13 protein-coding genes and 1 tRNA gene are annotated in these 18,343 nt (G+C 64.1%); 9 read left to right on the top strand and 5 right to left on the bottom strand.

The annotated features are described in order from the left end of the window. Positions 1–145: 145 nt before the first annotated feature. The 3 genes from uvrA to DCM80_RS01265 form a co-directional block, all read right to left on the bottom strand. Positions 146–2,656, bottom strand: coding sequence for an excinuclease ABC subunit UvrA (gene uvrA / locus DCM80_RS01275; protein ID WP_257195376.1), 2,511 nt, complete (start codon positions 2,654–2,656; stop codon positions 146–148). 85 nt (positions 2,657–2,741) lie between these two features. Beyond that, a complete protein-coding gene (locus DCM80_RS01270) occupies positions 2,742–3,863 on the bottom strand; it encodes a D-alanine--D-alanine ligase family protein (RefSeq protein WP_274069673.1) in 1,122 nt (373 codons plus the stop codon). Positions 3,864–4,026: 163 nt separating this feature from the next. Then, positions 4,027–5,244: an SMP-30/gluconolactonase/LRE family protein gene (locus tag DCM80_RS01265; protein ID WP_257195375.1), complete on the bottom strand. Its 1,218-nt coding sequence runs from the start codon at positions 5,242–5,244 to the stop codon at positions 4,027–4,029. A gap of 320 nt (positions 5,245–5,564) precedes the next feature. On the opposite strand from DCM80_RS01265, the gene DCM80_RS01260 reads away from it, so the two are divergent. The 5 genes from DCM80_RS01260 to DCM80_RS01240 all read left to right on the top strand — a co-directional run bounded on the left by DCM80_RS01260 (position 5,565) and on the right by DCM80_RS01240 (position 11,225). Continuing rightward, positions 5,565–5,828 carry a hypothetical protein gene (locus DCM80_RS01260; RefSeq protein ID WP_257195374.1) on the top strand — a complete coding sequence of 88 codons (264 nt, stop codon included), beginning with the start codon at positions 5,565–5,567 and terminating at the stop codon, positions 5,826–5,828. Between the two features lie 1,513 nt (positions 5,829–7,341). Continuing rightward, positions 7,342–8,904, top strand: a complete 1,563-nt coding sequence (locus DCM80_RS01255) for a 2-isopropylmalate synthase (RefSeq protein WP_257195373.1) — start codon at positions 7,342–7,344, stop codon at positions 8,902–8,904. 267 nt (positions 8,905–9,171) lie between these two features. Further along, the gene (locus DCM80_RS01250; protein WP_257195372.1) at positions 9,172–10,176 is read left to right on the top strand and encodes a TRAP transporter substrate-binding protein; all 1,005 of its coding nucleotides are present in this window, start codon (positions 9,172–9,174) and stop codon (positions 10,174–10,176) included. Between the two features lie 188 nt (positions 10,177–10,364). Then, entirely contained in the window at positions 10,365–10,967 is a 603-nt protein-coding gene (locus DCM80_RS01245) for a Spy/CpxP family protein refolding chaperone (protein ID WP_257195371.1), read from the top strand. 182 nt (positions 10,968–11,149) lie between these two features. Next, positions 11,150–11,225: transfer RNA gene (locus DCM80_RS01240), tRNA-Lys, on the top strand. Positions 11,226–11,510: 285 nt separating this feature from the next. Here the strand turns inward: DCM80_RS01240 and DCM80_RS01235 are convergent. Then, complete coding sequence (locus DCM80_RS01235; RefSeq protein WP_257195370.1) at positions 11,511–12,098, bottom strand: ANTAR domain-containing response regulator; 588 nt, start codon at positions 12,096–12,098, stop codon at positions 11,511–11,513. Continuing rightward, the gene (locus DCM80_RS01230; RefSeq protein WP_257195369.1) at positions 12,095–13,270 is read right to left on the bottom strand and encodes a transporter substrate-binding domain-containing protein; all 1,176 of its coding nucleotides are present in this window, start codon (positions 13,268–13,270) and stop codon (positions 12,095–12,097) included. The genes DCM80_RS01235 and DCM80_RS01230 overlap by 4 nt, the downstream gene beginning before the upstream one ends. A 411-nt stretch (positions 13,271–13,681) precedes the next feature. Here DCM80_RS01230 and DCM80_RS01225 point away from each other — a divergent pair, with 411 nt between their 5' ends. The 4 genes from DCM80_RS01225 to DCM80_RS01210 all read left to right on the top strand — a co-directional run bounded on the left by DCM80_RS01225 (position 13,682) and on the right by DCM80_RS01210 (position 18,331). After that, positions 13,682–15,082 carry an amidase gene (locus DCM80_RS01225; RefSeq protein ID WP_257195368.1) on the top strand — a complete coding sequence of 467 codons (1,401 nt, stop codon included), beginning with the start codon at positions 13,682–13,684 and terminating at the stop codon, positions 15,080–15,082. 17 nt (positions 15,083–15,099) lie between these two features. Next, positions 15,100–16,095: an acetamidase/formamidase family protein gene (locus tag DCM80_RS01220; protein WP_257195367.1), complete on the top strand. Its 996-nt coding sequence runs from the start codon at positions 15,100–15,102 to the stop codon at positions 16,093–16,095. Between the two features lie 32 nt (positions 16,096–16,127). Beyond that, the gene (locus DCM80_RS01215; RefSeq protein WP_373569381.1) at positions 16,128–17,369 is read left to right on the top strand and encodes an urea ABC transporter substrate-binding protein; all 1,242 of its coding nucleotides are present in this window, start codon (positions 16,128–16,130) and stop codon (positions 17,367–17,369) included. Positions 17,370–17,464: 95 nt separating this feature from the next. After that, positions 17,465–18,331, top strand: a complete 867-nt coding sequence (locus tag DCM80_RS01210) for a branched-chain amino acid ABC transporter permease (protein WP_257195366.1) — start codon at positions 17,465–17,467, stop codon at positions 18,329–18,331. The last annotated feature ends 12 nt before the right edge of the window (positions 18,332–18,343 follow it).

Below are 18,343 nucleotides of genomic sequence, written 5' to 3'. Positions count from 1 at the left end.
CAAAACCGTCTTATGATTGGTTGTTGTTTTTTGCGAAGTATGGGGAGCGCGCCGACGGAAAGTCAACATCGCGAAAGTCGAGGTCGGCCGCACGCGGCATGTAACGCAAATGCGAAATGACGGCGAGGCGGGAGATAACGTGTGATCACTGGGTCAAGCGCCGGGCCAGATAGCGCGCGGTCTTGCCGCCGGCCTTGGCGACCTGTTCAGGCGTTCCCGCCACGACGATGCGGCCGCCCTCGTCACCGGCGCCGGGGCCGAGATCGACGATCCAGTCGCTGTGGGCCACGACGTCCATGTCGTGCTCGACCACGATCACGCTGCTGCCGGCCTCGACGATCCGCTCGAGCTGGGCGATCAGCCGTTCGACGTCGCGCGGGTGCAGGCCGGTGGTGGGCTCGTCCAGGACATAGAGCGTGTTCCCGCGCTGCGGACGCATCAGCTCGGTCGCGAGCTTGATGCGCTGAGCTTCGCCGCCGGACAATTCGGTGGCGGACTGGCCCAGGCGGATATAGCCGAGGCCGACCTCGCGCACGACCGAGAGCGAGCGCTTCAGCGTGGCATCGCCTTGGAAGAACGCGAAGGCGTCGTCGACGCGCATCGCCAGCACATCCGCAATGGACTTGCCGCGGATCTTCACCTCGAGCGTCTTGTCGTTGTAGCGCGCGCCCTTGCAGGTCGGGCAGGGCGCGTAGACGCTGGGCAAGAACAGCAGCTCGACGCAGACGAAACCCTCGCCCTCGCAGGTCGCACAGCGGCCCTTGGCGACGTTGAACGAGAACCGGCCGGCATCGTAGCGGCGAGACTTCGCCTGCGGCGTTGCCGCGAACAGCCGCCGCACATGGTCGAACAGGCCGGTATAGGTCGCAAGGTTGGAGCGCGGCGTGCGTCCGATCGGCTTCTGATCGACCACGACGAGCCGGTTCACCTGGTCGAGGCCGGCAACGATCCTGCCGCCCAATGTCTCGACCGTCGGCGCCAGGCTGTCGTCATCGGAATCGGCAGCAAGCGTGTGGCCGAGATGAGCGGCCACGGTGTCGACGAGAAACTGGCTGATCAGGCTCGATTTGCCGGAGCCGGACACGCCGGTGATGCCAGCGATGACGCCCAAGGGAATGTCGATGTCGAGGCCGCGAAGATTGTTGCGGACCACGCCCCTGATTTTCAGATGCCCCTTCGGCTCGCGACGAACAGTCGGCAGCGGCTTTCTTGGTCGCGACAGATAGTGCGCGGTACGCGATTGCGCGATGTCGTCGAGCCCTGCCGGCGGCCCGCTGTAGAGGATGTGCCCGCCGCCTTCGCCGGCATCGGGGCCGACGTCCACCAGCCAGTCGGCATGCCTGATCACCTCGATTTCGTGCTCGACCACGAAGATCGAGTTGCCGGCGTGCTTCAGTCGGTCCAGCGCCCGCAGCAGCGCCTCGGTGTCGGCGGGATGCAGGCCTGCGGACGGCTCGTCGAGCACGTAGACGACGCCGAACAGGTTGGAGCGGACTTGCGTTGCCAGACGCAGCCGCTGCAATTCGCCCGGCGACAGCGTCGGCGTGCTGCGCTCGCAGGCGAGATAGCCGAGGCCGAGGTCGAGCAGGACGGCGAGCCGGGCCGAAAGATCCTCGCAGATGCGTCTGGCGACAACGGCCTTCTCCGACCTGACCGCAGATGCTGTTGCAAACGGCTTGATGAGCTGGTGCAGCTGCGAGAGCGGCAGGTGCGACATCTCGGCGATGTTGAGCCCGGCGAACCTCACCTTGAGGGCCTCGGGCTTCAACCTCGTGCCATGGCAGGTCGGGCAGTCGCGCGTGATCATGAATTGCGCGACGCGGCGCTTCATCATCGCGCTCTCGGACTTGGCGTAGGTCTGCATCACGTAGCGCTTGGCGCCGGTGAAGGTGCCCTGATAGCTCGGCTCTTCCTTGCGGCGCAGGGCGCGCTTGACCTCGGCGGCGTCGTAGCCGGCATAAACAGGAACGGTCGGCTGCTCCTCGGTAAAGAGGATCCAGTCGCGGTCCTTCTTCGGGATCTCGCGCCAGGGCTTGTCGACGTCGTAGCCGAGAGTCGTGAGGATGTCCCGGAGGTTTTGTCCCTGCCAGGCGCTCGGCCAGGCCGCGACCGCGCGCTCGCGGATCGTCTTGGTATCGTCGGGCACCATGGACTTTTCGGTCACGTCGAGCATCCGGCCGATACCGTGGCAGGTCGGGCAGGCGCCCTCCGGCGTGTTCGGCGAGAACGCCTCCGCATAGAGCATCGATTGTCCCCGCGGATAGTCGCCGGCGCGGGAATAGAGCATTCGCAGCAGGTTCGAGATGGTGGTGACGCTGCCGACCGACGACCGTGTTGTCGGCGCTCCGCGCTGCTGCTGAAGCGCGACCGCGGGCGGCAGGCCCTCGATGTCGTCGACTTCAGGGACTTGCATCTGGTGGAAGAGCCGACGCGCGTAAGGCGATACCGACTCCAGATAGCGCCGCTGCGCCTCGGCGTAGATCGTTCCAAAGGCGAGCGAGGATTTGCCGGAGCCCGACACGCCCGTGAACACCACGAGCGCGTTGCGGGGAATGCGGACATCGACGTTCCTGAGATTGTGCTCGCGTGCGCCCCGCACCCGGACGAAGCCATCGTCCTGCATCAGGCGGCCGGTCGGTTCTGATCGATCATCCATCTGGATCCTCCGGCCGCGGCGGGAGCGGCTCCGCGCGGCGCATGCTTCGCGCGGCGATCAGGTGTCGCCTGTGCCGACAGATAACCTAGCTTGCGTAGGCGCGTTCCAGCGATCGACGCTGCAGGTGCCGATCCAGTGCCAGGTCGACGAGACGGGTCAGCAGCTCGCCATAGGATACGCCGGAGGCTTCCATCATCTTCGGGTACATGCTGATCGACGTGAAGCCGGGCAGGGTGTTGATCTCGTTGAAATAGAATTCGCCGGAGTGCCGGTCCAGGAAGAAGTCGACGCGCGCGAGGTCGCTGCATTCGAGGGCCGCGAAGACCTGCACCGCGAGCATGCGCACGCGCGCCATCTGGGCGGCGTCGAGCCTGGCCGGAAGATCGACCCGGGCGCCGTCGGGGTCCAGATACTTGGCCTCATACGAGTAGAATTCGTGATGGGCGTTGGGATTGAGCTCGCTGGCGACGCTCGCGAACGGCGTCTCGCCATCGAGCACCGCGACCTCGATCTCTCGGGCGTCTATGCCCTGTTCGACCAGCACCTTGACGTCATAGCGAAATGCGTCGTCGAGCGCCGCGCCGAGCGCATCCCAGGTCTTGACCTTGTGAATGCCGACGCTGGAGCCCATGTTGCAGGGCTTGACGAAGACCGGGAGCGCCAAGCCATCGGTCGCCTTGGCAACCGATGCGGCGCGGTCCCGGGCGAAGGCCTTGCGGGTCAGCACGCGATAGGGCGCGACCGGAATGCCGGCTAATCCGGCGAGGCGTTTGGCGATATCCTTGTCCATGCTGACGGCGGAGGCGAGAACGCCCGACCCAACATAGGCAACCTCAGCCAGTTCCAGGAGGCCCTGCACGGCGCCGTCCTCGCAGAGCGGCCCGTGCAGGACCGGAAAGACCACGTCGATATCGAGCGGGCCAGCTCCGCTTTCGGAGATCGGCATGAGCGCGCAGCGTCCGTCGGGTGTTCGGGCGAGCCGTATTTCGGGTGCGTCGGGCAGGATCGGCAAGGACGCCGCCTGCGCCTGATCGATCGCATGCAGATCACTCCACTGCCACCGTCCTGCCTTGTCGATGGAGACGGGGATGATCTCGAAGCGCGAGCGGTCGAGATGCCTGAGCACGGAGGCGGCGGATTTCAGCGAGACCTCGTGCTCACCTGATCTGCCACCATAGAGAACAACGACGCGAATTTTATCTGCCATGGCTCAAGTATCACGCGCTTTGTCGGGGAGTCACCTCCGTTGTCCTGCCTGCAGGTGCCGTCGGGTGGGCAAAGCGCAGCGTGCCCACGACTCATTCAATACGGAAACAGAAGGTGGGCACGGCGCTTTGCGCCTTTGCCCACCTTACGATAGCGGTGCACTCTCAGCCCGGCCCTGCGCCCTGCGTTGCCGTGAACACCGCGTAGAGCGACTGGCTCGCGGCCATGAACAGGCGGTTGCGCTTGGGGCCGCCGAAGCAGACGTTGCCGCACACCTCCGGCAGGCGGATGCGGCCGAGCAGCTTGCCCTCGGGCGACCACACCGTCACGCCGCTATAGCCGACGGCGCGGCCGGCATTGCTGGAGGCCCATAGATTGCCGTTGACGTCGCAGCGCAGGCCGTCCGGCCCGCACTTCACGCCGTCGACTACGCAATCGCTGAACTTCTTGAGGTTGGACAGCTTGTTGTCGCTGCCGACGTCGAACACGAAGATCTCGCCCTTGCCGCCGGGGCCGGTATCGCCCGGTCCCTTGCCGGTGGAGGCGATGTAGAGCTTCTTGTAGTCGGGCGAGAAGCAGAGGCCGTTCGGATCGGGCACCTGGTCCTCGGTGACGACGAGGTCGACGCGGCCGGAGGGATCGATGCGATAGCAATTGGTCGGCAGCTCGCGCCTGCCCGGTGTGAAGCCGGCCGGCTGCCCGATGCGCGGATTGAGCTTGCCGCCCGCATTGCTCGGGCCGCCCGCGACGTCAGGCTCGCCTTCGTAGAGCTGGCCGCCATAAGGCGGATCGGTGAACCAGTAGCTGCCGTCGGGATGCGCGACGACATCGTTCGGCGAGTTCAGCTTCTTGCCCTGATAGGAGTCGGCCAGCACCGTGGCGGTGCCGTCATGCTCGTAGCGCGTCACCCGGCGGGTCAGATGCTCGCAGGAAAGCTGGCGGCCCTGGAAGTCGAACGAGTTGCCGTTGGAATTGTTGGAGGGGGTGCGAAACACGCTGACGCGGCCGTCGTCTTCGCTCCAGCGCATCTGCCGGTTGTTGGGAATGTCGCTCCACAACAGGTATCGTCCTTGCGCGCTCCATGCCGGGCCCTCGGCCCACAGCACACCGGTGTAAAGACGCTTGATCGCGGTGTTGGGCTGCGCGAGATCGTTGAAGGAGGGATCGACCGCGATGATGTCGGGGTCCCAGAAATAAGTGGTCGGCGCGCCGTGAGGTCCGAAATCGCGCGGCGGATTGGTGATGGTGGTCGGCGGTGCGGCGGGTCCGGTCTGGGCCAGCGCAGGGCCGGCGACGGTGGCCGCAGCGCCAAGCGCAAGCCCCCGGACAAGTGTTCGTCGTGAAAGCGCAAGCTCGTGCTCACGCTGTTCCTGGCGTGTCATGGCGTCCTCCCAATATCGTTCGGCTGGCCAGTTGATCCGGCCGAGCAACTGGAGGTTAATGCGGTCCGGCGCCGGTTGCGAGACTGGAATTGCTCTCGCGCGATGTCGGAGGCCGCAATCCCGTCATATTCGAATGCGTTTGGAGCGGCGCGCTCCGCGTCTGCCTTGCGCAGTCCGCAGGGCTCGAAAATGTTCCGCAGGCCAGCGCAAAAATTGCTTGCGGCAAAGCGCGGCATGCAACGCATTCGGCCCGGCTCAAGCCATGATTTCGCGCGTATTGCCACGCAGACACCCTCCGGGGGCGATGAACGGAGTTGAACGTGGCTGGCGTCGTCGTATTGATCGTGTTGCTGGGGATCGCATTCGCGGCCGGCTATTTCACGCGTGACCACATCTCCAACAAGCGGCGCGCGGAGGCCCGCCGCTGGCGCGAATACACCGAGCCGGACTGGCTCAACGCGAACGCGCCGGCCAACACCAACGAGATCACGAGCGCCATCACGGCCGTCCCCGTGGTCAACGGCGAGCTCGGCCAAATGCTGAACCGCTGGGAAAGCAGAGCCCGCGCCCGCCGCGCGGGATAGAGGCGCTGTTCTTGTAGCCCGGATGGAGCCAACGGGTCGGCGCGAAGCGCCGCCCGATGACAGGCTCCGCGCAATCCGGGACCGCTCGCCCGGCATCTCGCATCGTCCCGGATTACGCTTGCGCTCCATCCGGGCTACGGCACCGTGCCTGTGTCGGCCTCTGTCAATCCGTCCGCGTGAAAATATTCCACTTTACCGAAATTCGGTTTTGACGTATGTGTCGCCCATCCCGGCTCATCCAGGAGGGGCGATCTCGAGGTCGTCTTGATCGCGAGCCGGGCTTGCGGTGGACGCGGCAGGGCAGGGCGGGTAGTCCCTGTGAGCCCGACACCCGCGTGCAGACGAACGGCGCTGTTCAGTTCGTCGCGCCAACATTCGATGGCTACGTGCACGATGCTGTCGACCCTGTGGTGCGAACGAATGCGCGTACGGCAAAACCGTGTGGTCCTGGCCGTCGTTGCTACGGTCAAGCTTCCGCGGAGGTGCGAGCGAGCCCAACCGGGCAGACTGCATCATCCAATTCGCGGGGCGAGGGAGGCCAGAAGGAAAGTTCGGCTCCCGGGAGAGCACGGCATAAGCCGTCCGACCATCGCGCAGGGAAGGCCGAGTGATCGGCACCACCTGTATGCTGCTGTGCGGTTCTTCTGCGTGTGCATTTTGCGCAGCAGACCGCGGGTGCGTTGTCAGCACCCGGCCTTCCCTGCGCCCTCTTGGATTTAGAGGGTGAAAGATGAAGCAAAGCTCGGGCGAATTCAGCCGCGAGGCTGCGAAGGCGTGTCTGTGAGTCGAGCTGCATGTCACAACCTCGATCTCGTAGGGTGGGCAAAGCGCAGCGTGCCCACGCGTCTATCTCCGCATTTGAAAGGTCGTGGGCACGGCGCAAGTGCGCCTTTGCCCACCCTACGACACTGCCTCCGCGGACGCAGTCTGGATTGCTTCGCTGCGCTCGCAATGACGACTGAGACGGCGCGCCCCACCCACCGCTCTCGTGCCCCGGACCCAGCGCAGCACGAAGTGGTGCGCTGCAGAGCCGGGGCCCATCCATCCGCATGGTGCGGTGCCGCCCCTGGGTCCCGGCTCTGCGCCGCAACGCTCGACGCGTCGCGGCTTGTCCGGGACACGCGAGAGCCGCCCCGCCCAACCAGGTCAGTCCCCCTGACCATCTTTTGGCGTTGCAGTTGCGGCCATTTCTCGTCTAGAAACAGGCCACTGAGCCTCCCGGCAACCAACCGTCAACGGTTTTGACCGAGGATTTGAGGGCTCAAAGGGTCCGGCAATGCTGATTCGCGGCCAAATCGAGAGGATTTCGGGGGAGGTGGCTCTGGCCGCCGCCACGATCCCGGCCGCGCTGCTGCCCACCCTGCTGATTGGCGGGCTTCTTCTTAGCTGCCCCTGAGGGCCGGCTGGGCGCCATGCGCCTGGGCGCTCAGGGGCTGGTCGAGATCACCGGACACCTCAAGCGCCAGGGACCAGGACGGCCTGAACGGCGCAAAAGCTCAAAAGGAAATCTGAAATGGCCACCGTGAACAAGTCCGAGAAGGACCGCGTCATCATTTTCGACACCACCCTGCGCGACGGCGAGCAGTGCCCCGGCGCCACCATGACCTTCGAGGAAAAGTTGGAGGTCGCCGAGCTGCTGGACGATATGGGCGTCGATGTCATCGAAGCCGGCTTTCCGATCACCTCGCAGGGTGACTTCGAAGCGGTGAGCGAGATCGCCCGCCGCTCCAAGAATTCCGTGATCGCCGGTCTGTCGCGCGCCCATCCGGCCGACATCGACCGCTGCGCTGAGGCGGTGAAGTTCGCCAAGCGCGGCCGCGTTCACACCGTGATCGCGACCTCGCCGTTGCACATGCGGGTGAAATTGAACAAGACGCCGGAAGAAGTGCTCGAGACCTCGGTTGCCATGGTCGCGCGTGCCCGCAACCAGATCGACGACGTCGAATGGTCGGCCGAGGACGGCACCCGCAGCGAGATGGACTTCCTGTGCCGCATCGTCGAGGCCGTGATCAAGGCCGGCGCCACCACGGTGAACATCCCCGACACCGTCGGCTACACGGTGCCGGAGGAATACACGCACTTCATGAAGACGCTGATCGAGCGCGTGCCGAACTCGGACAAGGCGATTTTCTCCGTGCACTGCCATAACGATCTCGGCATGGCGGTCGCGAACTCGCTGGCCGGCATCGTCGGCGGCGCACGCCAGGTCGAGTGCACCATCAACGGCATCGGCGAGCGTGCCGGCAACGCCGCGCTCGAAGAGATCGTGATGGCGATCAACGTGCGCAACGACAAATTCCCCTACTGGAACAAGATCGACACCACCCAGCTCACCCGCGCCTCCAAGGTGGTGTCGGCGGCGACCTCGTTCCCCGTGCAGTACAACAAGGCGATCGTCGGCCGCAACGCGTTCGCGCATGAGAGCGGCATCCACCAGGACGGCGTGTTGAAGGACGCCTCGACCTACGAGATCATGCGGCCGGAGATGGTCGGCCTGAAGCAGTCCTCGCTGGTGCTCGGCAAGCACTCCGGCCGCCATGCCTTCGTGCACAAGCTGGAGGAGATGGGCTACAAGCTCGGCCCCAACCAGCTGGAAGACGCGTTCACGCGGATGAAGGCGCTGGCCGATCGCAAGAAGGACATCTACGACGAGGACATCGAGGCGCTGGTCGACGAGGAGATGGCGGCCTCGCACGATCGCATCAAGCTGGCCTCGCTGACCGTGATCGCCGGCACCCACGGCCCGCAGCGCGCGACCATGAAGCTCGACGTCGACGGCCAGATCAGAATCGAGGAGGCCGAGGGCAACGGTCCGGTCGATGCCGTGTTCAACTGCATCAAGCGCCTGGTGCCGCACGAGGCCAAGCTGGAGCTGTACCAGGTCCACGCCGTCACCGAGGGTACCGACGCGCAGGCGGAAGTGTCGGTGCGGCTGGCGCAGGACGGCCGCTCGATGACGGCGCGCGCGGCGGATCCGGATACGCTGGTGGCCTCGGCCAAGGCCTATCTCGGTGCGCTCAACAAGATCGTCATGAAGCGCCAGCGCGACACCGTGACCACGGCCGCGGCGAGCTGACGTTTCTTCGCCTCTCCCGCTTGCGGGAGAGGCCGACACGCGAAGCGTGGCGGGTGAGGGTTCTTTCCCCACGGGGCAATGTCCCGTTGCCGAAACACCCTCTCCCCAACCCAAGGCGGGAGAGGGAGCGCAGGCGGCATTCACCATGACTACCCGCCCTGCTAACGGCCAATAGCCTCTGGCGAGGCCGGCCTGTATGAATGCAGCCGGGCAAAGAGGATCGGCCGCCCGCATGCCGGGCGGCCCAAATAGCACCAGGGAGAGATTATGCGCACCTTCGCGATCGCCGCGTCCATCGCGGCATTGGCACTCGGGCTGGCCGGGCCGGCATCGGCCCAATCGCCGATCATCATCAAGTTCAGCCACGTCGTCGCCACCGACACGCCGAAGGGCAAGGCGGCGGAGAAGTTCAAGGAGCTGGCCGAGAAATATACCGCCGGCAAGGTCAAGGTCGAGGTCTACCCGAACTCGACGCTGTACAAGGACAAGGAAGAGCTCGAGGCGCTCCAGCTCGGCAGCGTGCAGATGCTGGCGCCCTCCAATTCCAAGTTCGGGCCGCTCGGCATCCGCGAGTTCGAGGTGTTCGATCTGCCCTACATCCTGCCCGACATCAAGACGCTGCGGAAGGTGACGGAAGGGCCGCTCGGCACGAGGCTGCTGAAGCTGCTGGATGCCAAGGGCATCACCGGCCTTGCCTATTGGGACAACGGCTTCAAGCAGATGAGCGCGAACAAGAAGTTGATCACGCCCGCCGACTATCAGGGCGTCAAGTTCCGCATCCAGTCCTCGCGCGTGCTGCAGGCCCAGTTCAAGGCGCTCGGCTCGCTGCCGCAGGTGATGGCGTTCTCCGAAGTCTATCAGGCGCTGCAGACCGGCGTGGTCGACGGCCAGGAGAACACCTGGTCGAACATCTATACCCAGAAGATGCACGAGGTGCAGAAGTACATCACCGAGACCAATCACGGCTATATCGGCTACGTCGTGATCGTGAACAAGAAGTTCTGGGACGATCTGCCGGCCGACATCCGCGACCCGCTCAACAAGGCGATGAAGGAAGCGACCGACTTCGGCAACACGCAGTCCCAGAAGGAGAACGACGACGCGCTCGCCGAAATCAAGAAGAGCGGCAAGAGCGAGATCATCAAGCTCACGGCGGAGCAAAGCGAGGCGATGCGCAAGGCCATGGAGCCGGTCTACAAGGATGCCGCAAGCCGCATCGGTCAGCCGCTGATCGACGAATTCCTCAAAGAGGCCAAGAGCACGACCAACTGATCCGTGTAGCGACGAACGAAGGCTTCCGTGCGGTCTGCACGGAAGCCTTTTTGTTGCGAACGATTCCGATTCTGGAGGTAAAATCGCTCGTTACATCTTGGTAAGGACGCGCTCCCTGTCCAACTTGTAAGTTGCGCGTCAGCCGCACCGCGCCCATCTTCATGAACATCCTTCCAGAGGAGGTTCGGATGAAGAAGTTCACCATCGCCGCCATCGCCGTGCTCAGCATCGCCGGCTCAGGCGCGGTCTACGCCCAATACCATCGCCCGTGGATGGAGCACGTCCGCCACATGCGCATGAACCCGGAGGATCGCGCCGCCCTCGTCGATGCGCGGATCGCCGCCGTCCATGCCGGGCTGAAGCTCAACGCCGATCAGGAGAAGCTCTGGCCGCCGGTCGAGGCTGCCGTGCGCGACCTCGCCAAGCTGCGCATCGACCGCGCCAATGCACGGATGAATGCCGGTCCCGGCGATGCCGGCAAGGACGCCGACAAGGTGGACGATCCGGTCGCCCGTCTGCGCCAGCGTGCCGAGGACATGGGCGCGACGTCCGCGGCCCTGAAGAAGATCGCCGACGCCGCCGATCCGCTCTACAAGACCCTGGACGAGGGCCAGAAGCGGCGCCTCGCCGTGCTGACCCGCCACCGCGGCCCGTTCGGCGGCGGCGAGGACGGCCCGCGGCACCGCCACTTCATGGAGCGCGGCATGGACCGCATGATGGGGCACGGCATGGAGCATTTCCACCATGGCCGAGACGCCGGCGAGGACCGCGACCGCGAGGGCCGGCTCTGAACGAGGCGGGTTTTTGCGGGGAATCAGCCCTTGGGATCAACCCTGGCGAAGCCGCTGGAATCCAGCGGCTTTTCGCTTTTCCGGCGCTGTGGAAGAACCTTGGAAAACTTGCGACCGGTCGCTTGCCAGACCCGGATCGCTTTGCTAAACGACCGGCCTCGCAAGGCTTTGACCGGCCTTTCGGGCGCATAGCTCAGTTGGTAGAGCAGCTGACTCTTAATCAGCGGGTCCCAGGTTCGAGCCCTGGTGCGCCCACCATTCAAATCAAGACCTTAGCGAGACAGACCGTTCGAGAAGGCCGAACTAGAACGGTTTTCAAGCGGTGTTTTTGACGCCCAGGTCGGCGACGCATAGGGGCAGCTGCGCCGCGCTGTCATCGAAATCGTGCTTGAAGTCGATGTGGACCCTCATGTTGTCCGGGCGGTCGGCCGCCATGCGATCGTAGAGAAAAGAACGGACGCCGCCTCGAAACGCCGATAGACCGGTTTGTGCATCGGTGATCTCGATTCTTCCGTCTCGGGATCGTTCCCAACAGGAAGCAATCTAACCCGTTGCGCGCGGAAGCATGCCCCTTGCCGTTATTTCCGCCGAGAGCTCTTCGATCGTCTTGCGCTGCTCCATCGCGGTTCTTCGGATCAGTGCAAAGGAAGCAGGTTCGGTGAGCGCATGCGAATGCATGACCTGAAGAACGGCGGCGAGCACGACGCGACGTGACCGCAGACGCTGTTCGAGCTTGAAAATCTGTTGTTTCAACTCGCTCGTGCGTTCGTTCCGCTCGAATGCCATGACGAGAGCTGCATAGATGCCGGCCGATCGCAACGGCTTGATGAGAAACGAAGCTGGATCGAGTTCGAACACCAGCTTGAGTCGGCTTGGCGTCTCTGTGCCGAGCAGGGCGATGACAGGTGATCGCGTCAGTAATGCGCGTTGCGCCGGTTGCAGCAGGGGCAGGAATTCGTCGTCGATCAACGACAGATCCGGTGCGAAGTCGACGGGCTCCGCCGGCGTCCATGCGACACCCTCGAGTCCCAGGCGCTCGAACTGGCGTCGCACGATGGTTGCGTCGCGTTCGTCTTTGATGGCGACGAGAGCCTTGCGTCCGCGTAGCGAAAATGAAGACGGTCTGCTCATTTCACAACCCGCAAATGCGGCGCGTTCGGCAATGCGCCGCCCGCCGTGGTTTCTTTCGACGGGCTGACGGCGACGTCGAGCTGCGTCAGGTAGGGGTCAGGCTTAACAGGCGCGTCGGCTTCCCAGAAGATATCAAACTGTCCTTGCGGATTGGAGACGGCAAGCCGCGGTGTAAGGACGCAATGATTGTTGCCGCCGTCGATCCACACCGGCCCTTGCGGCGAATTGTAGCGATATCCCGCCGCGGCGCGCCGCACTTCGGCAATGTCGGACGTGCCCGCGCGCTGCAGAGCGCGCGCCAGCAGATACACCGCGACATAGGCGGATTGACCGTCGACGGAGGGACTGCTGTCCTCGCCATAGCGCGCCCTCCAGCGCGTGACGAAGGCGCGGTTCTCCGGCAAGCGAATGCTCTCGAAATAGGCTGACGACGTGATGCAGCCGGCCGATGCAGGCCCGACGATCGCTAGTTCCGGCTCGCACAGGCTGCAACTCAGCATGGGAATCTCCAGGCCGGCAGCCTTGGTGCCGGCGTTGAAGGCGCGGATGAAGTCGTAGCTCGAGCTTCCGACCAGAGTGTTGAACACGATTGGCGGCCTTCGGCGAACGATCTCGTCGACGATGTGCCCGACCGCGCTTTCGCCGAGCTCGAGCAGTCGTTCCGCGAGGATGTGGCCGTTTGCCGCGCTGACCAATTCGCGGGTGACGCGATTGGTCTCCCATGTCCAGACGTAGTTGGAGCCGACGCAGAAAAATTCCCGCGATAGGTTGTCGAGAACGTAACGAACCAGCGGCAACACGTTGTGATTGGGCGAGGCGCCGACATAGATCACGTTGTCCGAGCACTCGAAGCCCTCATAGCGGGCGGGATACCAGAGCAGGCGATCGGTGCGCTCCACGATGGGGAGCACCTGCTTGCGCGAGGCCGAGGTGTAGCAGCCGACGATGTGCTCGACGCCGACGTTGCGGATGAGGTCGTCGCAGACCGTGTGATATTCGGAGACGATGCCGCGGGGATCGCGGATATGGGGCGCGATCGAGAAGTCGAACTCCGCCTGGCCGTTGATCTCGTCGACCGCCATGATCGCGCTCTTGAGGATCTCGCGGCCCATCGCCTGATATGGCCCGGACTGCGAGCAGACGATGCCAACGGGAACAGACGGCTTTGTCATTGACGGCTTTCGGTCGCGGAACGCGAACATGAAATCATCATCGCCGACGACAGCGCAAGTGGCTTGCCCTTTTGCTGCGCAGCACTCTCGAAATTTAGGCAGGCAGCATCGTTGACAACACGATGGGCAGTTACTTAGACTTTTCTCCTACAGGGCGACCTGTCGAACCTCGCGTGCGCTGATCTGGCCGATGACGTCCAGCTCTTTGCTACCTAATTGCTTCGTTCGATCACGGACCCTAAGCGACAGATCATAGCCGCGGCATTTGAGCCATTCGTCACCTCATTCGGGAGGGGCGGGTGGCTTTTTTCGTTTTGCCGCCAGGACAGCTGGCGATGCGTCCGCATCGCCAGAACGGTGACGCATGCGCCTGACGACCGTGTGTCATGTCGAGCAAGAGGATGAGGAGCAATGGCGGCAACAGATCTCCATTATCTTGGACTCGTCGAGATCGGGCAAAAGCTCCAGGCAAAGGAACTGTCATCGGTCGAAGTCACCAAGGCGTTGCTCGGCCGGATCGACGAGCTCGACGGCAAGCTCAAGAGTTTTGCGCATGTCATGGCCGACTCGGCGCTTGCGGAAGCAGCCGCGGCCGAGAAGGAGATCGCCTCCGGCAAAATCAAGGGGCCGCTGCACGGTGTGCCGGTGGCGGTGAAGGATCTCTGCTGGGCGAAGGGCGCACCTTCCGCGCATGGCATGACGATCCATCGCGACTTCCGCCCCACTGAGGATGCAACGGTCGTCGCACGGCTGAAGGATGCCGGCGCGATCATCCTCGGCAAGCTGCAGCAGACCGAAGGCGCTTACGCCGACCATCATCCGAAGATCGACCCGCCGAGAAATCCGTGGAACGCGGATCTCTGGCCCGGTGCCTCTTCGAGCGGCTCCGGCGTTGCGACCGCGGCGGGCCTTTGCTTCGGCTCGCTCGGTACCGATACCGGCGGGTCGATCCGCTTTCCGTCCGCGGCGAACGGAGTCACCGGACTTAAACCGACCTGGGGACGGGTCAGCCGTTATGGCGCATTCGAGCTTGCGGCGACGTTGGACCACATCGGCCCGATGGCGCGGAGTGCGGTCGATTGCGGTGCCATCCTCGGCGTCATCGCCGGCAAGGATCCCAAGGATACGACAGCGGTGCCGCTGGCCGTGCCCGATTATCTCGCCGGCCTGACCGGCGATCTGCGCGATGTGACCATCGGCATCGACCGGCGCTGGACTAGCGAAGGCACTGATGGAGATGCGGCCAAGGTGCTGGCCGAGGGTTTGCGGGTGGCGGCCGATCTCGGGGCGAAGATCAAGGAAATTGCGTTTCCCGATCCCAAGGCGATCATCGACGACTGGTTCCCGCTCTGCGGCATCGAAGTCGCGGTCGCGCACGAGGATACCTATCCGGCGCGCAAGGACCAATACGGCCCGGCGCTGGCCGGCCTGCTCGATCTCGGGCGGCAACAGTCCGGTATGGACTACCAGAAGATCGTGCTCCGCCGCGAAGCGTTTCGCGGCGCTGTGCGCGCGCTGTTCGAGACGGTCGATCTCCTTGCGATCCCGGCGCAGGCATTTGCGGCGCCGACGCTTGCCAAGATGGCAGCGCTCGGAGAGGACGCCTCGCTGATCGGAGGCCTGCTCCGCTTTACATGTCCGTTCGACATGACGGGAAGCCCGACCGTGACGTTGCCCGGCGGCTTCGCGGCGAATGGCGGCCCGGTCGGCTTCCAGTTCGTCGGGCGTCATTTCGACGAGGCACTCCTCGTTCGCGCGGGCGATGCGTTCCAGCGCGTGACCGACTGGCACAAGCGTCATCCCGCGATCTGAATCGAGGAGCCGATCACATGTCCGAAGACTGGTTGAAGACATCCATCATGGCCAGGCGCGCCGTCGCCAAGGGCGCGAGTGGCACGACCCATAGTCTCACGATCGAGCAGCAGGGCGGCTTCCACTACGTCTACGGTCCTTATGCCAAGCCGACCCTGTCGATAGATCCCGGCGGAGTGGTCGTCGTAGAGACCGAAGATGCCTTTGGTGGCGCGCTCACCAAGGAGACCGACAGCCCCACCGCGAAGTTGAACTTTCCCTATCTCAATCCGCAATGTGGGCCGATCGCGGTGAATGGCGCCAGGAAGGGCGATTGCCTTGCGATCCACATTCGCGACGTCGAGACCCGGGGCGAGCAGCCGGCCGGCACGACCTGCGTCATTCCGGAATTCGGCGGACTGGTCGGGACAGGCTCGACGGCGCTGCTCAATCCGCCGCTGCCGGAACGCGTGAAGAAAGTGCATGTCGACAGGAACGGCGTGCGCTGGAACGACAGGCTCACGCTGCCCTACGAGCCCTTCATCGGCACGATCGGCGTCTCGCCGGAGATCGAGGCGATCTCTTCGCTGCAGCCGGACTATCACGGCGGCAACATGGATCTTCCCGACGTCGCGCCCGGCGCCATCATCTATTTCCCGGTGCACACCGACGGCGGGATGCTCTACGTCGGCGACTGCCACGCGACGCAGGGCGACGGCGAGCTCTCCGGCGTGGCGCTGGAGCAGCGCGCGACCGTCACGCTGCAGGTTGACCTGATCAAGGACTGGACCTTTGCGTGGCCGAGGCTCGAGACCAGGGACTTCATCATGACGATCGGCAGCGCGCGTCCGCTCGAGGACGCGGCCCGCATCGCCTATCGCGAGCTCGTGCGGTGGATGGCGGCCGATTACGGCTTCGATGAGATCGACGCCTACATGCTGCTCAGCCAGGCCGGCCGCATGCGCCTCGGCAACATGGTCGACCCCAAATACACGATGGGGGCATCGATCCTTAAGAATTACCTCAAGCCATGACGTCAGCACTTTCAACAACAGGGGACATCACGATGAATTCGGGACGTAAGTTGCGTGCTATTCTGCTCGGCGCGATGCTCGGTACGGCAGCATCGATCGTTGGCGCTCATGCAGCGGAACCGCCGCTGAAGATAGGTCTGCTCGAGGACGTGTCGGGCGACCTCGCCTTCATGGGCATGCCGAAGCTGCACGGCTCGCAGCTCGCCGTGGAGGAAATCAACAAGAGCGGCGGCATTCTGGGCCGGCAGATCGAGCTCATCCATCTCGATCCGCAGGGCGACAATGCGCGCTATCAGGAGTTCGGCCGGCGTCTGCTCAACCGCGACAAGGTCGACCTGCTGATCGGCGGCATCACCTCTGCCTCGCGCGAGGCGCTGCGTCCGATCGTCGATCGTACCACCACGCCGTACTTCTACACCAACCAGTACGAAGGCGGCGTCTGCGACGCCAGCATGATCAGCATGGGCGCGGTGCCCGAGCAGCAGTTCTCGACGCTGATTCCCTGGATGGTCGAGAAATTCGGCAAGAAGGTCTATGTCATCGCCGCCGACTACAATTTCGGCCAGATCTCGGCCGAGTGGAACCGCAAGATCATGAAGGATCTCGGCGGCCAGGTCGTCGGCGAGGAGTTCATCCCGCTCGGCGTGTCGCAGTTCGCGCAGACCATCCAGAACATCCAGAAGGCGAAGCCGGACTGGCTGCTCACGATCAACGTCGGCGCCGCCCAGGATTCGTTCTTCGAGCAGGCGGCCGCGGCCAACCTCAACCTGCCGATGGGCTCGTCGATCAAGGTCATGCTCGGCTTCGAGCACAAGCGCTTCAAGCCGCCGGCGCTCAACAACATGCACGCGACCGCGAACTGGTTCGAGGAGATCGACACGCCGGAGGCGACCGAGTTCAAGAAGCGCTGGCACGCCAAGTTCCCCGACGAGCTCTACATCAACGACATGGGCTACAATGCCTATAACGCGCTCTACATGTACAAGACACTGGTCGAGAAGGCGAAGTCGACCAAGCTCGAGGACATGCGCAAGGTGATCGCGACCGGCGATGCCTGCATCGATGCCCCCGAGGGCAAGGTCTGCATCGATCCGAAGAGTCAGCACACCTCGCACCGCATGCGCCTGATCTCGGTTGGGCCGAAGCACGAGGTGAAGGTCGAGAAAGACTACGGCACGATCCAGCCGTATTGGCTGGGCGAGATCGGCTGCGATCTGACCAAGAAGAACGACAAGGATCAGTACACGCCGAGCCATCTCCCCAAGAAATCGTGACGTCCGGGCACGGATCTTGCTCGTGTTGAGCGTCACGAACTTGAACAAGGCCGGCGCCGCAACGATGCGGCGCCGGGAGCGGCAAGGGGATCAAGATGTCGGCTGAAGTGTTCTCGGTATTCTATCAGTTTGCCGACGTGTTCGCGTTCCTCATTCTCTCGGCCGCAGGCCTCGCCATCGTTTTCGGCATGATGGGCGTCATCAACATGGCGCATGGCGAGTTCATCATGTGCGGCGCTTATGTCACCGTTGGCCTGGTCAATCTGGGCGTGCCGCTCGCCGTCGCGCAGATCCTGGCCGCAGTGACGGCGGGCCTCATCGGTGTCCTGGTCGAGTTCCTGGTGGTGCGGCGCTTCTACAAGCGGCCGCTGGATTCGCTGCTCGCGACCTGGGGCCTCAGCCTCATCGTGACGCAATCGATGCTGCTGATCGTCGGCTCCGCCGTGCGCGGCATCGGAACGCCCGAGGGAAGTTTTGCCATCGGCGGCTACACGTTCTCGACCTATCGCCTCGTTCTGTTCGCCTGCGCCGTGGCGGTGCTGGCCGGCCTCTACATCATCTTCATGAAGACGCGGTTCGGCGTGATCGCCCGCGCGACCATGCAGAATGCGGCGATGGCGAAGGCACTCGGCGCGCGCACGGGCCGCATCTATGCCATCAGCTTCGGAATCGGCACCGGCCTCGCCGGACTTTGCGGAGCGCTCTACGCGCCGACCATGACGCTGATCCCGACCATGGGGGCGACCTTCGTGGTCGAGAGCTTCGTGACCGTCGTGATCGGCGGCGCCAACGTTCTGCTCGGAACGGCGCCGGCCGCCGTGTTCCTGGCGATGATCCGGATGGCGCTGAACGCGAGCTACGGTCAGATCATCGGACAGATCGGTATGCTGGTGGCCGTCATCCTGATCATTCGCGTGTTGCCCGAAGGGCTCTCCAGCGTGCTGGTTCGTCGTGGGCGCTAGGGGGAATCGTTG

The organism is Bradyrhizobium sp. WBOS08 (genome assembly GCF_024585125.1).
GTDB lineage: Bacteria > Pseudomonadota > Alphaproteobacteria > Rhizobiales > Xanthobacteraceae > Bradyrhizobium > Bradyrhizobium japonicum_B.
This window is presented reverse-complemented; position numbering and strand designations above follow the sequence as displayed.

Excerpts from the sequence above, each read along its gene's own strand:
- uvrA (WP_257195376.1), bottom strand. The coding sequence starts at position 2,656 with ATGGATGATCGATCAGAACCGACCGGCCGCCTGATGCAGGACGATGGC.
- DCM80_RS01215 (WP_373569381.1), top strand. The coding sequence starts at position 16,128 with ATGAATTCGGGACGTAAGTTGCGTGCTATTCTGCTCGGCGCGATGCTC.
- DCM80_RS01255 (WP_257195373.1), top strand. The coding sequence starts at position 7,342 with ATGGCCACCGTGAACAAGTCCGAGAAGGACCGCGTCATCATTTTCGAC.
- DCM80_RS01265 (WP_257195375.1), bottom strand. The coding sequence starts at position 5,244 with ATGACACGCCAGGAACAGCGTGAGCACGAGCTTGCGCTTTCACGACGA.
- DCM80_RS01235 (WP_257195370.1), bottom strand. The coding sequence starts at position 12,098 with ATGAGCAGACCGTCTTCATTTTCGCTACGCGGACGCAAGGCTCTCGTC.
- DCM80_RS01230 (WP_257195369.1), bottom strand. The coding sequence starts at position 13,270 with ATGACAAAGCCGTCTGTTCCCGTTGGCATCGTCTGCTCGCAGTCCGGG.
- DCM80_RS01250 (WP_257195372.1), top strand. The coding sequence starts at position 9,172 with ATGCGCACCTTCGCGATCGCCGCGTCCATCGCGGCATTGGCACTCGGG.
- DCM80_RS01220 (WP_257195367.1), top strand. The coding sequence starts at position 15,100 with ATGTCCGAAGACTGGTTGAAGACATCCATCATGGCCAGGCGCGCCGTC.
- DCM80_RS01225 (WP_257195368.1), top strand. The coding sequence starts at position 13,682 with ATGGCGGCAACAGATCTCCATTATCTTGGACTCGTCGAGATCGGGCAA.
- DCM80_RS01210 (WP_257195366.1), top strand. The coding sequence starts at position 17,465 with ATGTCGGCTGAAGTGTTCTCGGTATTCTATCAGTTTGCCGACGTGTTC.
- DCM80_RS01245 (WP_257195371.1), top strand. The coding sequence starts at position 10,365 with ATGAAGAAGTTCACCATCGCCGCCATCGCCGTGCTCAGCATCGCCGGC.
- DCM80_RS01270 (WP_274069673.1), bottom strand. The coding sequence starts at position 3,863 with ATGGCAGATAAAATTCGCGTCGTTGTTCTCTATGGTGGCAGATCAGGT.